Origin of the sequence: Pseudobutyrivibrio sp. 49, from assembly GCF_900100545.1 — a bacterium.
Classification (GTDB): domain Bacteria; phylum Bacillota; class Clostridia; order Lachnospirales; family Lachnospiraceae; genus Pseudobutyrivibrio.
The window spans coordinates 73,203-88,183 of the sequence record NZ_FNDP01000009.1 but is presented as its reverse complement, the minus strand read 5'-3'; the positions used below and the strand labels follow the sequence as shown (position 1 = coordinate 88,183).

The 14,981-nt window shown below is 40.9% G+C and carries 11 protein-coding genes; all 11 read left to right on the top strand.

Features of this window, described 5'->3' with window-relative positions; genetic code table 11:
* Positions 1-29: 29 nt before the first annotated feature.
* Entirely contained in the window at positions 30-959 is a 930-nt protein-coding gene (locus tag BLP54_RS09330) for an alpha/beta hydrolase (protein WP_090169066.1), read from the top strand.
* 129 nt (positions 960-1,088) lie between these two features.
* Positions 1,089-1,775: a GntR family transcriptional regulator gene (locus BLP54_RS09325; protein ID WP_242870673.1), complete on the top strand. Its 687-nt coding sequence runs from the start codon at positions 1,089-1,091 to the stop codon at positions 1,773-1,775.
* Positions 1,776-1,914: 139 nt separating this feature from the next.
* A complete protein-coding gene (locus tag BLP54_RS09320) occupies positions 1,915-2,874 on the top strand; it encodes an ABC transporter permease (RefSeq protein ID WP_072910937.1) in 960 nt (319 codons plus the stop codon).
* 12 nt (positions 2,875-2,886) lie between these two features.
* On the top strand, positions 2,887-3,852 hold the full coding sequence (locus tag BLP54_RS09315) for a carbohydrate ABC transporter permease (RefSeq protein WP_090169063.1): 966 nt from the start codon (positions 2,887-2,889) through the stop codon (positions 3,850-3,852).
* Between the two features lie 72 nt (positions 3,853-3,924).
* The gene (locus BLP54_RS09310; RefSeq protein ID WP_090169061.1) at positions 3,925-5,598 is read left to right on the top strand and encodes a type 2 periplasmic-binding domain-containing protein; all 1,674 of its coding nucleotides are present in this window, start codon (positions 3,925-3,927) and stop codon (positions 5,596-5,598) included.
* A 112-nt stretch (positions 5,599-5,710) separates the two neighbouring features.
* On the top strand, positions 5,711-6,361 hold the full coding sequence (locus BLP54_RS09305; protein ID WP_090169059.1) for a YesL family protein: 651 nt from the start codon (positions 5,711-5,713) through the stop codon (positions 6,359-6,361).
* A complete protein-coding gene (locus BLP54_RS09300) occupies positions 6,333-8,474 on the top strand; it encodes a glycoside hydrolase family 3 protein (protein WP_090169057.1) in 2,142 nt (713 codons plus the stop codon). Before BLP54_RS09305 ends, BLP54_RS09300 begins: the two co-directional genes overlap by 29 nt.
* A gap of 12 nt (positions 8,475-8,486) precedes the next feature.
* On the top strand, positions 8,487-10,190 hold the full coding sequence (locus tag BLP54_RS09295; RefSeq protein WP_242870672.1) for an SGNH/GDSL hydrolase family protein: 1,704 nt from the start codon (positions 8,487-8,489) through the stop codon (positions 10,188-10,190).
* Positions 10,191-10,202: 12 nt separating this feature from the next.
* Positions 10,203-11,753, top strand: a complete 1,551-nt coding sequence (locus BLP54_RS09290; RefSeq protein WP_090169055.1) for a glycoside hydrolase family 43 protein — start codon at positions 10,203-10,205, stop codon at positions 11,751-11,753.
* 80 nt (positions 11,754-11,833) lie between these two features.
* On the top strand, positions 11,834-13,378 hold the full coding sequence (locus tag BLP54_RS09285; protein WP_242870671.1) for a sensor histidine kinase: 1,545 nt from the start codon (positions 11,834-11,836) through the stop codon (positions 13,376-13,378).
* A 2-nt stretch (positions 13,379-13,380) separates the two neighbouring features.
* Positions 13,381-14,961, top strand: coding sequence for a response regulator transcription factor (locus BLP54_RS09280; protein ID WP_090169051.1), 1,581 nt, complete (start codon positions 13,381-13,383; stop codon positions 14,959-14,961).
* The last annotated feature ends 20 nt before the right edge of the window (positions 14,962-14,981 follow it).

Here is a 14,981-nt window from a genome sequence, read left to right as displayed (position 1 = left end):
AAGACTACTAGAAATTGGGAGGTTTTATTATGAAAAGCGAAGTAATCAAGCTTATTGAGGGAAGAGAGGACGTTACTCTCACTACTTATATTTTAGATGATTCTCCTGAGATGACTCAGGGAAAGGCAAGACCAGCTGTACTTATTTGTCCAGGTGGCGCATATCTTTGCTGCAGTGATCGTGAAGGTGAGCCTATTGCAATGGCATTCCTTCGTCAGGGCTACAACGCCTTTGTACTTAGATATTCAATTGCATATGATGGCTCAAAGCCTTACTGGGAGACTGATTTTGCGCATCAGGCTATCAACCCTGACAAGCTCCATCCACAGCCAATGCGTGAAATAGGTTTGGCATTTGCATATATCCATGAGCACAGCAAGGACTGGCAGGTGGATGCAAAGCGTATTGCAATCTGCGGATTTTCAGCAGGAGCACACAACTGTGCCATGTATTCTACACACTGGTCAAAGCCTGTAATCACAGATTTCGTTGGAGTTGATAAGGAAGTACTTAGACCAGCAGCCTGCATCTTAGGATACCCACTTACAGATTATATCTATATGTACGAGGCTACAAAGAAGGATGGAGCAGGAGCCTTTGAATTTTTCTCGGTATCCAACCGCCTTATGATGGGTGAGGATTGGGAAGATGAAGCGAAGCTTCTTGATATGAGCCCAGCACGTCTTGTTGATGAGGATGTTCCACCAACCTTTATTTGGTCAACCTCAAAGGATGAGCTTGTTCCAGTTGCTCATTCAACATTGTATGCTACATCTCTTGCAGAAAAGGGCATTCCTTTTGAGATTCATATCTTCCAGGATGGAGGTCACGGAATGGCTCTTTGCGATCAGAGCACTTCTTGTCAGGATGCTTATGATATTCAGACTAATAGAGAGGCAAAGGTTTGGATCGACCTTGCAGCAGCATGGCTTGAAAAGTATTTTGCCATCTATAAATAAAATAAGTGACAATTTAAATGAACTTAAACTAAACAGTTTTAACAAAAAGGATTTGGCTTGTATACAAGTCGAATCCTTTTTGTTAGAATAATAACAAACTTTCATTCTAACCTTACAATGAGGAGAACTATGAAAAAAATTGAGAGGATAAACTCAGAGACTGCAAGGGAATATGCCCTTAGAGCAATTACTGAGAACATAAAGTCTGCTGATCTGGAGCCAGGTCAGGCAATTAGTGAAAATGAAATATCTGCATTCTTAGGTGTTAGTCGCACTCCTGTCAGAGAATCCATCCAAGAACTACATAAGGCAGCTCTTATCGAAATATACCCTCAAAAGGGAAGTTATGTTTCTCTCATTAATTCACAGTATGTGGAGGAGGCTGTATTTCTTCGAAAGGTTTTGGATATAGCTGTTATTGAGGAAGCCTGTGATATGGCTACTGAAGAGGATATTAAGCTCCTTGAGGAAAATGTAGCACTGCAGGAGTTTTATCTTGAAAAGGATAATACAGAAAAAATCTTTGAGCTTGATAATGAATTTCATCGTATGATTTATGTGGCAGCAAAGAAAGAAACCATTCATCATATGAGTCAGATGATTATGATTCATTTTGACAGAGTTCGTACACTATCCATGCTGACTGTTAAAGACAAGAAGATTGTAGGTGATCACCGTCTTATGCTGGACGCTATCAAGGAAAAGGATAAGGAGAAGGCAAAGGCAATTGTAGAGAAGCATTTGGATCGCTACAGGCTTGATCAGGAGGAATTGATAAAGGCCTTTCCGCAATATTTCGAAACAACACAACAATAATTCACAACAATTTTATAAATTAGTGTAAAACAACCAAAATGCATATGCCATTTTGGTTGTTTTTTTAATATAGACTTATCGAAACTAAAACACTAATATACTTGTATACAAGTTATTAAAAAAGAAGTGGAGGATAGAAATGAAAGTTATGACAGCGGGAAACTCAGCAGTAGCAGTGGCTGAGAAAACAAACTGGAAAGCCTATCTAAAGAGATATTGGCAGCTATATGTTTTATTACTTTTGCCAATGCTTTATTTACTGGTTTTCAAGTATGTTCCAATGAAGTACGTATTAATTGCTTTTAAGAAGTACAGTATCGTACAAAAAGTTGGGGAAATGCCTTGGGCAGATAATCACGGATTTCAGTATTTTATTCAGGCTTTTCACAACAGAGATTTCTTAAATGCTTTGAGAAATACAGTTGGATTGAACTTATTAGATTTGGTTATTGGTTTCCCAATTCCAATCATCTTCGCATTAATTCTTAACGAGCTTAATGTTAAGTGGTTTAAGAAGACAGTACAGACAATTGCTTACATGCCACACTTCCTTTCATGGGTTATCATTTACGGTTTGGCAATTCAGCTTTTTGCACCAAGTAATGGTCTTGTAAATATGTTTATTTCAAATTTTGGTGGTGAGCCAGTTCCATTCTTAAATGATCCACATAAGTGGGTAGGAACTTATATCTTTCTTGGTATTTGGCAGAGCTTTGGTTGGAATTCAATCATTTATCTTGCAGCGATTGCAGGTATTTCACCTGAGCTTTACGAAGCAGCCTCAGTTGATGGAGCAGGAAGATTCCGTAAGATGTGGCACATCACACTTCCAGGAATCAAGAGCACTATCGTAGTACTTTTGATTATGGCACTTGGTAACATCTTAGGTTCAGCCTTCGATAGACCATTCGCTTTACAGAACAACCTGGTTATGCAGAACGCTGAGGTTATTTCGACATTCGTATATAAGAACGGTATTAAGGGACTTCAGTTCTCACTTACAACTGCAGTTGGTTTGTTCCAGTCGGTTGTAGGAGTTATATTCCTACTATTTGCAAACTGGCTTTCACGTAAGCTTGGCGAGCGCGGTATTTGGTAGGAGGTGTGAAGTATGGCAAAAGAATTAGTAATGACAGGAAAAATTAATACAAAAGGCTTTGCACGTTCTAAAAGAAGAGACAAAGATGATGAGACAGAAACAAGCCGTATGGTTAAATCGGACAGCACAAAAGCAGGTGACATTGTATTCATAACAATCTGCGTAATCATCAGTTTGATTTGTATCATCCCTATGATTAACCTTTTAGCTCGTTCGCTTTCAGCATCTGACTTTTTGGTTAGAAGAGAGGTTTACCTTATTCCAAAGGGCCTCAACATATCAGCTTATTCGACAGTACTTGGAGATCCAAAGTACATTAAGTCATTTGTTTGGACCGTGATTTTAACAGTGATTTGTACATTCCTTTCACTGACAATGACAGTACTTTGTGCTTATCCACTTATCTTTAATAAGCTTAAAGGTCGTTCAATTTTTAATATCGTAATTACGATAACAATGTTCTTCAACGCAGGTACAATTCCAAACTACTTACTCATGAAGGAGTTAAACCTTCTTGATAATCCTTTGGTACTTATTGTTCCTGGATGCTTAAGTGTTTACAACATGATTATCATGCGAAGCTTCTTCTATGGAATTCCAGATTCCCTTAGAGAGTCAGCTGAAATCGATGGTGCAAGCTTCTTTAGAATACTTTGGAGCATCTACCTTCCACTTTCAAAGCCAGTTATTGCAACGCTTGCACTATTTTATGCGGTAGGTAGATGGAATGGTTATTCAGATGCTTTGATGTATATGAAGAACAAGGATTTCTATCCTCTTCAGTTATTGCTATACAATATTTTGAACAACATGAATTCGGTAGAGGTAGCAACACAGGAGGGCTTCTCAACACCTGGTCTTTCTGAATCACTTAAGGCTGCAATCGTTATGTTCTCAACGATTCCAATCCTTTGTATCTACCCATTCTTACAGAAATACTTCATCCACGGCGTAACACTTGGAGCTGTGAAAGAATAATACAGGAATAAATGGCTGCGGCCGTTAATTCATAAACTAAAATCACTACAAAACATTATTGGGAGGATTACGATGAAAAAAAGAATCGTATCATTAGTGCTTGCATGCACTATGGGTCTTAGCATGGTAGCTTGCGGTTCAAGCAGCTCAGATGCAACAAAAGAGGGCTCTACTTCCATCGAAGAAGGTTCTGAGGTTTCAGAGCTTGTTGATGGAAAATTTGCTGAGACAAAACACATCACAGTTGAGGTTTACGACAGAGGAAACGATGGCGGTACAGACCCAACAGACAACATGTACACAGAGTACATCAAGAAGGGAATGCTTGAGGATCACAACGTTGAGGTTGAGTTCGTAGCAGTTCCACGTTGGACAGAGACAGAAGAAATTAACAACCTTCTTGCTTCAGGCGGAGCTCCAGATATCTGCCTTACATACTCTTATCCAACAATTCAGACATACGCTAACATGGGCGGTGTTACAGACTTAAAGCCACTTATGGATCAATATGGTAGCGAGCTTACAAACCTTCAGGATTGGCTTGGCGACACAAACATCTACTGGGATTTAGATGATGAGAAGGGTACACTTTGGGCAATCGAAGGAAAGCGTGCTAACAACAGACGTATCAATACATTTATCAGAAAAGACTGGTTAGACAAGCTTGGTCTTGAGGAGCCAACAACAAAGGCTGAGTTCTATGATGTAATTTGTGCATTCCGTGACAACGCTAAGGAGCTCCTTGGCAAGGATGCAGATAAGATGGTTCCATTCTCAGTATCATTTGATGTAGGCTGGAGAGCAGCACTTCTTATCGAGTCAGAGATGGATCCAAAGATTACAGATAAGGAATTCTACATCAACGGATTTGATGATAGAAAGCTTACACAGAACGGTACAAAGACTGCTATGAAGACACTTAACAAGTGGTACAACGAAGGTCTTCTTTGGAAGGATTTCGCTCTTTATACAGCAGGTGATTCTACAGAGGATGATATGATGAAGGCTGGTTATGTTGGTGCATTCCAGCACAACTGGGATTATCCTTTCCGTGGCGGTGATGATTCAATCCAGGCTAACCTTAAGAGAATCGTTGGCGATGATGCTAAGTATGTAGCAGTTGATTGCTTCGAGAACTCAGAGGGCAAGCACCTTAAGTATGTTGACTCAACAGCTGGTGATAGAAAGATCTTCTTCCCAACTACAAATGATGAGCCACTTGCATCACTTCTTTACCTTGATTGGATTTCTGCTCCAGAGCACATCAAGTACTTACAGATTGGTGATGAGGGTGTTACACACAACGTTCTTGAGGATGGCGCTATCGAGCTTATCCCAGCTACAGGCGATCCAATCATGAACTCTGGTAACAACATTGACTACACAATTACATGTAATGGTCTCCACCTTGGTGATGAGGACCTCACACTTCTTTCTATGGCACACAGCTATCCAGCATGTGACCCAGAGGATGTACAGAAGGCACTCGACGTTGCAGCTACAGACAACAAGATTGCAAAGAACGTAAAGGTTCCAGAAATCGTAGCTGAGAACGGTATGGGCGAGGCTCTTGGTTCAAAGAGAGATGTTGTTTATGATACAGCTCTTGCAGCTAAGGAAGCTGATTTTGATAAGGTTTGGGATGATGCAATCGCTGATTACCTTGCATCAGGCTGCCAGGCTATCATGGATGAGAGAACAGAGAAGTTTGAAGCTAAGTATGGCTCTTCAACATCTGTTGATTAATTAAATAATTAAAACTTTTCCCCACTAACATCTGAACTTTGTCAGTAGATGTTGGTGGGGATTTTTTAATACAATATTATCATCCAAGATAGTACCCGGAGGTAGTAATGTTATGCAAATATTTAGTCCAGACAGCGAAGTAATGGAGTTTCTTAGCAAGGTTACAGATTATATCATTTTAAATCTACTTACACTTCTTTGCTCAATTCCAATTATCACTATAGGTGCAGCTCACACTGCAAAATTTTATACATCAATGAAGATTGTCAGAGGTGAGGAGCCTAGCGTAACAAAAAGCTATTTTAAATCTTTTAAAGAAAACTTTTCTCAGGTTACAGTAGCGTGGCTTATTATCCTTTTGATAGGGCTCATACTTGCCTTTGACTGGTATAACGTGCTCTATGGCAGAGCAGCCAGCATGCCTATCATTTTAAAGGCAGTTCTTGGCGTGCTTTCATTTGTTGTGTGGTCAGTTGCATATTGCATGTTCCCTTTTGAAGCAAGATATAAGGTGACCTTAAAGGAGCTTTTTAAAGCATCCATGGTAATGGCGCTTCTTAATTTCCCAAGAATGATTTTGATTTTTATAGTGACATTTTTACCTTACATAATCTGTGCGTGGTACATAGAGTGGGGGCTTGCAATTTGGCTGCTCTGCACCACAGTCACACTTTATTACATAAGTAAGGAATTTAATAAACAGTTAGAAATGCTAAACAAGGAGGAAGAAACAGTTGAATCAGGAAACAATGAAGCGTGCTAAGGAATTAGTATCGCAGATGACAATAGAGGAGAAGTGTTCTCAGATGCTTCATCATGCTGAGGCTATCGACAGACTTGGTATTCCAAAGTACTGCTGGTGGAACGAGGCGCTTCACGGAGTGGCAAGAGCAGGAGATGCCACAGTTTTCCCACAGGCAATTGGCCTTGGTGCTACCTTTGATGAGGAGCTTGTTCAGAAGGTGGCAGATGCCACATCTACAGAGGGACGAGCAAAGTTCAATGAGTTTTTAAAGCACGGCGACAGAGATATCTACAAGGGCCTTACTTACTGGGCTCCAAACGTAAATATCTTCCGTGACCCAAGATGGGGACGTGGCCATGAGACCTACGGCGAGGACCCATATCTTACTGGTCAGCTTGGTATGGCTTATGTAAGAGGTCTTCAGGGTGATGATTTGGACAATCCAAAATCAGCAGCCTGCGCTAAGCATTTCGCTGTTCACTCAGGTCCTGAGGCAGACAGACATCACTTTGATGCAAAGGTAAGTGATCAGGATTTATACGATACATATCTTTATGCCTTCAAGCGTCTTGTTAAGGATGCAAAGGTAGAGGCTGTTATGGGCGCTTACAACAGAGTAAATGGTGAGCCAGCCTGCGGTAGCAAGAGATTACTTAAAGATATATTAAGAGGCGATTGGGGCTTCGAAGGTCACGTGGTTTCAGACTGCTGGGCAATCAGAGATTTCCACGAGAATCACAAGGTAACTACCTGTGAAGTGGAATCAGCAGCACTTGCTGTTAATAACGGCTGTGATTTGAACTGCGGTTGTGTATATGAGAAGCTTCTCTACGCTTACAAAGCAAACCTTGTTTCTGAGGAGACAATCACAGAGTCAGTTGAGCGTCTTATTGAGCTTCGCCTTCGTCTTGGAACTCTTCCAGAGAGAGGCAGCAAGTATGATGACATCCCTTATGAAATGGTAGAGTGCAAGGAGCACAAGGAGCTTGCAAATGAGGCTGCTAAGCGTGCTATGGTACTTCTTAAGAATGACGGACTTCTTCCACTTAAGAAGGATGCTATCAAGACAATCGGTGTCATCGGACCAAACTCAAATTCAAGAATTGCTCTTGTAGGAAACTATGAGGGTATTTCATCTGAATATATTACTGTACTTGAAGGTATCCAGCGTTACGTTGGAGATGATGTGAGAGTATTCCACTCAGATGGAACTCCACTTTGGAAGGATAGAATGCATGTGCTTTCTGAGGCAAGAGATACCTTTGCTGAGGCGATGGCAGTAGCTGAGCACTCAGATGTTGTAGTACTTGCAATGGGTCTTGATTCTACAATCGAAGGAGAGGAAGGCGATGCTGGAAACGAGTTCGGTAGTGGAGATAAGAAGGGACTTAAGCTTCCAGGCTTGCAGCAGGAGCTTGTTGAGAAGATTACAGCTATCGGAAAGCCTGTAGTACTTCTTGTTTTAGCTGGTTCCGCCATGGATTTAAGCTGGGCTAACGATAACGTAAATGCGATAATCCAGTGCTGGTATCCAGGAGCAAGAGGTGGACGTGCAATCGCAGAGGTTCTCTTTGGAGAGGACAGCCCATCAGGAAAGCTTCCACTTACTTTCTATAAGTCAGATGCTGATTTACCACCATTCGAGGATTACTCAATGGAGGGACGCACCTACAGATATTTCAAGGGCACACCACTTTATCCATTTGGATATGGTCTCAGCTACTCAGATATTCAGTACACTAACGCTGCTATCGATAAGACTGAGGGTGCTATTGGAGAAAAATTTACAGTTAAGGTAACAGTTAAGAATGCAGGGGAATACAAAGCACACGAGACTGTTCAGGTATATGTGAAGGATGTAGAGGCATCTACAAGAGTTGCCAATTGCATGCTTCGTAAGATTGCAAAGGTTGAGCTTCTTCCTGGGGAATCAAAGGAAGTAAGCCTTGAGCTTTCAGCCCGTGATTTTGCACTTATTGATGAAAAGGGCAGATGTGTTGTTGAGCCAGGTGCATTTAAGGTATCTATCGGCGGTCAGCAGCCAGATGCAAGAAGTGCAGAGCTTACAGGAAAGCCTGTAGATGTTTTTGATGTGGTGTTAAAGGGAGAAGTAACTGAAGTAGAGTATTAGGAGGATAATGTAATGGAAATGCAAATTGCAAAGGCACCAACAGACCCAGAAAAGAATCGACCATTTTTTTACATTATAAAGGACAAAGAGCTTTTTACACAGTCTGACGAGGAAGGTAAGGGTGTTTCCTTCCTCTACCAGAGTGATGGACGCCTTATCAGCAGCGCCACCTTCACAGGAAACGTTACAGATGAGCACATTTTAAAGCTTATGGAAACAGTAGATGGCTTTAAAAAGCTGGTTCATTCAGTAGGTGTTTCTGTTGAAATGGAAGATAAGGACAAGCAGGCCGAGTTCGTTTTTCAGATGTATGGCAAGAAGGATTTATATGGTGGCGGTGCCAATCTTATTGCTAACGTAAATACGAATTCAAAGGAGGAGAGAATTTACCTTTCTGATATAGACTGGACAGAGGATGATGATGTACCAGGACAGATTCGTGTTCACACAGATGCACCAGAGGAGAAGGCTTTCCTTTCTGTAAGATTCTTCTTAAATGATGGTTTTGAGGCACCACCTCAGCTTGAGGAAAAGCCCGTTGATACAGCTTCACCAGAGTACAAGGAAATGATTGACCGTTCCCTTGTCAACCTTGGAAATACAAAGCGTCTTGTTGATGTTGTAAATAAGGCAAAGGCTGGCGAGGATGTCAACATCTGCTACATCGGTGGTTCTATCACACAGGGTGCAGGTGCTACACCTATCAACACAGAGTGCTATGCATATAAGTCTTTCCTTGGCTTCAAAAAGCTTATGGGTGGAGGAGACAACATTCACTTCGTAAAGGCTGGTGTAGGCGGAACACCTTCAGAGCTTGGTATGATTCGTTTTGACAGAGATGTGCTTCGCGATGGCACAGTTGAGCCAGATCTTTTAGTTGTTGAATTTGCAGTAAATGATGAGGGTGATGAGACAAAGGGAAATTGCTTCGAAAGCTTGGTTAGACGTGCGCTTAAGCTTCCAAGCCAGCCTGCAGTTATGCTTATGTTCTCAGTATTCTCTGATGATTACAACCTTCAGGACAGACTTTCTCCTGTAGGCTTCAGATATGATTTGCCAATGGCAAGTGTAAAGGATGCTGTTGTTCCTCAGTTCTACGACAGAGACAAGAGACTTCTTACAAAGCACCAGTATTTCTATGACATGTTCCACCCAACAAATCTAGGACACACAATTATGGCAGACTGCCTTATCAACATTATGGAAAAGGCAATCTCAGGCGAGACACCAGATAGCTATGATCCACGCATGGATGAAGCACCAGCAATTGGAAATACATTTGATGACGTTATTCTTGTGGATAAAAAAGACAACACAGGCCTAGTTAGTGTACAACCTGGCGGATTCGTATATACGGATGAAGTCCTTCAGTCAGTGGAGATGGATTTAGATTTAAATCTCACAGGAGAGTTCCCATACAACTGGATGTATGATGGCGCAAAGGGCAGTAGCGATCCTTTCGAGATGGATGTAGAGTGCAAGGCTCTTGTAATCGTAATGAAGGATTCAGGAGAGGTTGATGCAGCCACAGCAAAGGTTTATGTAGATGATAAATTCGTACGTGACCTTGATCCGTACGTAAACCGTTGGTGCCACTGCAATCCACTCATCATCATCGACGAAAACGTAACAGCTAAACATCACGTACGAGTTGAAGTTGATAAGGATGACATAAGAAACAAGTTTACAATTTTAGGATTTGGATTAGTAAAATAGGAGAATAATGAAATGACAATCGCACACAACCCAATACTTAAAGGCTTTTATCCAGACCCTTCAGCATGCCGCGTAGGGGATGATTACTATATTGTTTGTTCAAGCTTTGTTTATGCACCAGGCGTTCCTATTTTCCACAGCAAGGATTTGGCACACTGGGAGCAGATAGGACATGTCCTAGATAGAGAAAGCCAGCTTCCAGTAAGCGGTGAGATTTCTAGAGGTATCTTTGCTCCAACAATTCGCGAGCATAAGGGTACCTTCTACATGATTACTACAAATGTAAGCCACGGTGGCAACTTCGTAGTAACGGCAAAGGACCCAGCTGGTCCATGGTCTGAGCCATATTATCTTGGTGAGAATGCACCTGGTATCGACCCATCACTTTTCTTTGATGACGATGACAGATGCTACTATGTAGGAACAAGACCAAATCCAGAGGGCGTTCGCTACAACGGCGACTGGGAAATCTGGGTACAGGAATTAGACCTTAACACAATGAAGCTTGTAGGCGAGTCAATGGCAATCTGGAAGGGTGCCGTTAAGGATGTAATTTGGCCAGAGGGTCCACACCTTTACAAGAAGGATGGCTATTATTATCTTCTTCACGCAGAAGGCGGTACAGGCCCAGAGCACGCTATTTCAGTAGCTCGTTCAAAGGAATTATTTGCATGGTTTGAGGGCTGCCCAAGAAATCCTATTTTTTCTCATAGAAATTTAGGTAAGGATTATCCTATAATATATGCTGGTCACGGTGATTTAATCGATGATAAAAATGGCAACTGGTACATAGTAATGCTTGCTTCTCGTCCATGCGAAAAGCACTGTAGCATTGGTCGTGAGACCTTCCTTGCAAAGGTTGTTTGGGAAGAGGGATGGCCAGTAATTAATCCAGGTATCGGAAAGCTTGAAGATGATGTGGAGCTTCCTTTCGAGGAGCATCCATTTGCAGCAGAAAATGAGTGGAGTGATGAGCTTCATTTCTGGACAAAGGAATTAGACCAGCGTCTCGTTGGTATCGAAAAGAGAAACGAGGACATATACTCACTTACAGAGCGTCCTGGTTTCCTTCGTCTTTTCACTCGTCCAGAGCGTGCAGAGGAAATGTGCTATCCATCATATTTAGGATTGCGTCAGAAGGATTATTCATTTAAGGTAAATACTGGAGTTGATTTTACTCCTGCAAATGAAAATGAATGTGGTGGTCTGGTGCTTTTCCAGAATCATGCTAATCATCTTACACTTGAGATAGTATTAAAGGGTGGTAAGAAGGTTCTTCAGGTTCGCAAGACTATCAAGGGAGAAGAGACTGTTACAGCATCAGCTGAGGTTAGTGCAGAAGTTGTTACAATCGAGCTTCAGGCTAAGGCTCAGAAGGCAGATGCTTATCTTGTGGAGAATGGTAAGCACACTCTTCTTGAAGCGGGTATCGATTTATTGCCATACACCACAGAAGAAGCAGGCGGATTTGTTGGATGTACAGTGGGAATGTACACTTCTTCAAATGGTAAGCCAAGCGACAACCACTGCGATTTCGCATGGCTTACTTTAGAGAGAAATTAATTTATTGGGTGATGTTAATGACAAAATTTGATTCTTATTTCGGGAGATTTATTTCTAAAACAACTTCAAAGAGAAGACTGATGGCATTCTATATTGTGTTTGTCATCATCCCTATCCTTGCGGTTGATGGTCTTGTTGTTTCAGGAGCATATCGTGCAGAGCTGGCAGCAAGAGAGCATACCATGGAGAATCAGGCTAATGCCATTACCTACACCTTTGAAAATCAAATTGATCAGGCTGCTAAGTTGGGCAATGCTCTTTATAGCAGCCTGTATGTTGATAGATTTTTAAACACAAAGTTTAAAACAAATCTTGAATACTATAATGCATATCACGATTTCTTTGATGACACTCTTCTTAAGCTTGTAGAGGGCCAGTCTGGTCTTAATTTTTGCATTTACATAGATAATGACACAGTGACAAATGGTGCGGAGTTTCAGCGCTTGGATCAAGCTGTTGGAACAGACTGGTATACCTATGTGGAGGAATCAGAATTAAATAAGGGCCTCTATTTTGGCAGGAGAAAAACTGCCGACAGACAGATTCAAAAGACTATCTATTATTTCCAAAAATTAAATTATTATAATAGTGTTTCTCAGAATATATTGCTTGTTATTATAGACTACGGAAAGATTTCCGATAATATTGCCAATCTGAATTTTGAAAATCGTGCTTATGTTTGCGATAGCACAAGAGTAATCTTGTCTAATAGCAAATATAGCAATATAAATAAAGACTATGGTCTGAAACGTGATTTGAAAAACATTGCTTATACACAGGAGTTTCAGAGCTACAATCAGATTCTTACAGTGGATGTTTTAGCGGGAAACGATTCTTTCCTGAAGGCTTTTAAGAGCCGCTGGTATCAGCTCCTTCTTCTGATTATTGTAAATATGGTTTTACCTATTTATGTCAGCAGTATTTTGAATACTGTTTATCAGAATAAGTTGAAGGAACAGGAATCCTTTGTGGCAAGAAAGAATGCAGAGCTTCTTGCTCTTCACAGTCAGATTAATCCGCATTTCCTGTTCAATGCACTTGAAAGTATCCGTATGCATTCCCTTTTGAAACAGGAAACTGAGACGTCAAAAATGGTGGAGCATCTTGCTAAGCTACAGCGTCAGTATACTGAGTGGAATGAGGATAATGTTACCATTGAAAAAGAAATTGAATTCGTAAATGCGTATCTGGAATTACAGAAATATCGCTTCGGTGACAGACTGTCTTTTGACATCGATGTGGAAACTGAGTGCTTGAAATATTTCATTCCAAAGCTTACTATAGTAACGTTCGTAGAAAACGCATGCATCCATGGAATCGAAAGTAAAATCACGCCAGGATGGATATTTGTAAGGATTTCCACCGACGGTGAATTTATGATTTTAGAAATTGAGGATACTGGAAACGGAATGGAAGAAGAGGAAGAAAAAAATCTTCTTCGCAGAATGCGTTTTGCAAATATAGAAATGCTCAAGGAAAAAGGTAGAGTGGGTATAGTTAATGCCTGCCTTAGACTGAAAATGATGTCTGAGGATGAGGCAATCTTTGACCTTGATTCGGAGCCAGGTACAGGTACACTTGTACAGATTATGGTTCCAGTGAAATATCTAAAGGGGTTATTGTAGTAATGTTAGAGGTTTTATTAGTAGATGACGAGCCATTTATTTTACAGGGCTTGCAGCTTTTAGTGGATTGGGAAAAGGAAGGCTATCATATCACCACCGCATCAAATGGTAAGGAGGCATATGATTACGTTTCGAACAATCCAGTTGATCTGATTATTTCAGATATTAAAATGCCAGTTATGACAGGAGTAGAGCTTTTAAAGGCTATCAGAACTGAGCTTGCTAAGGATATTTATTTTGTTATCCTTAGCGGTTATGCAGAATTCAGCTATGCTCAGGAGGCGCTCCGTTTTGACTGCACCGATTATATATTAAAGCCTGTTGAAAGTGATCAGTTACTTTCTATTCTTAGAAAGGTATCTGTTTTAAATCAGGCGAAGACATCCCGTACCAAAGACGGTATAAGAAAAGAGAAGGCATACATGGAACGTACTCTTATGCATCTTCTCAGTGGTAAATATGAAGTTAATGATTTAGAGTACGTATCTCAGAAGACAAATATAGATGAGGAAAAGTGCTATGTGGAGATTCAGCTGGATGAGCAGAATCCTGCAGAAGAATTTTCCGATGATGATAAAAAGGCAATGCTTGCTAAGCTGTATACGGCAGCCTGCGATTATTTGAAAGATGATTCCATATTCTGTATTCGAGATATTTCTGACAGTGAGCAGGTATATGATATAGGCTTTGTTTACAGTGAGAGCATGGCACAGCGCTTGCAGCTTACAGCAAAGGAATATCTTATCAGTTTTCTGGAATATCTGGAGGCAAATACAAATCTTGCCATCACAGTTCTTGTGGGAAAGCCGGTTACAGGTATTAGAAATATTTCAAAGTCCTATGGAACTGCCAACATGCTTCATTCTCTTCAGGGCTTCCGTGAAAAGAAGAATATTTACTTCTACGAGGAAGAGTACAAGGTTGGAGAGACCGGTCTGATTATTTGCAAAAAGCAGCTGGATGCGTTGATAACTGCCATCGAAAGAGGCGAGCATGTGGAAATTCGTAAATGCGTAGAGGATTTCTACGGGGAAATGCAAAAGACAGGTGTGACAGGTTCTACGATGAATCTAAACATCAATTATCTCTTATTCCAGCTTATACATCTTGCCAGTGAGCTGGACAGCGAGGTTAATCAGGAAGAGATTCTGCGTATCATTTCAGAGACCACCTCAGAGGAAGGTATTAGACGTGGTGGAAGAACTCACCTTTGCCGTATGTCTTACGCTTATGGCGAGTATCTTGCTCAGCTTCGTAAAAACGTATCAAGAGGTGTTCTTGGTGATGTGGAAGAGGAGATTAAGAAGAACTACGCTTCAAATCTTACACTGAAGGATTTAAGCGAAAAGTACTATGTTAACTCAGCTTATTTGGGTCAGCTTTTCAGAAAGAAGTACGGTTGCTCCTTTAAGGATTACCTAAATAAAAAGAGGATTGAGGAGGCAGCAAAGCTTCTTCGCAAAACAGATATGAAAATATACGAAGTGGCAGAATCTGTAGGCTATAAGGACGCAGATTACTTTGTAAATAAGTTTATAGAAGCAATGGGTTGCACACCTACAAAATATAAAAAGAACTTTTAGACAACTATAAAAAAGGGGGT

Bases quoted from the DNA above. Each gene is read 5' to 3' on its own strand.
- BLP54_RS09315 (WP_090169063.1), top strand. From the start codon at position 2,887: ATGGCAAAAGAATTAGTAATGACAGGAAAAATTAATACAAAAGGCTTT.
- BLP54_RS09320 (WP_072910937.1), top strand. From the start codon at position 1,915: ATGAAAGTTATGACAGCGGGAAACTCAGCAGTAGCAGTGGCTGAGAAA.
- BLP54_RS09285 (WP_242870671.1), top strand. From the start codon at position 11,834: ATGGCATTCTATATTGTGTTTGTCATCATCCCTATCCTTGCGGTTGAT.
- BLP54_RS09330 (WP_090169066.1), top strand. From the start codon at position 30: ATGAAAAGCGAAGTAATCAAGCTTATTGAGGGAAGAGAGGACGTTACT.
- BLP54_RS09280 (WP_090169051.1), top strand. From the start codon at position 13,381: ATGTTAGAGGTTTTATTAGTAGATGACGAGCCATTTATTTTACAGGGC.
- BLP54_RS09295 (WP_242870672.1), top strand. From the start codon at position 8,487: ATGGAAATGCAAATTGCAAAGGCACCAACAGACCCAGAAAAGAATCGA.
- BLP54_RS09305 (WP_090169059.1), top strand. From the start codon at position 5,711: ATGCAAATATTTAGTCCAGACAGCGAAGTAATGGAGTTTCTTAGCAAG.
- BLP54_RS09325 (WP_242870673.1), top strand. From the start codon at position 1,089: ATGAAAAAAATTGAGAGGATAAACTCAGAGACTGCAAGGGAATATGCC.
- BLP54_RS09290 (WP_090169055.1), top strand. From the start codon at position 10,203: ATGACAATCGCACACAACCCAATACTTAAAGGCTTTTATCCAGACCCT.
- BLP54_RS09310 (WP_090169061.1), top strand. From the start codon at position 3,925: ATGAAAAAAAGAATCGTATCATTAGTGCTTGCATGCACTATGGGTCTT.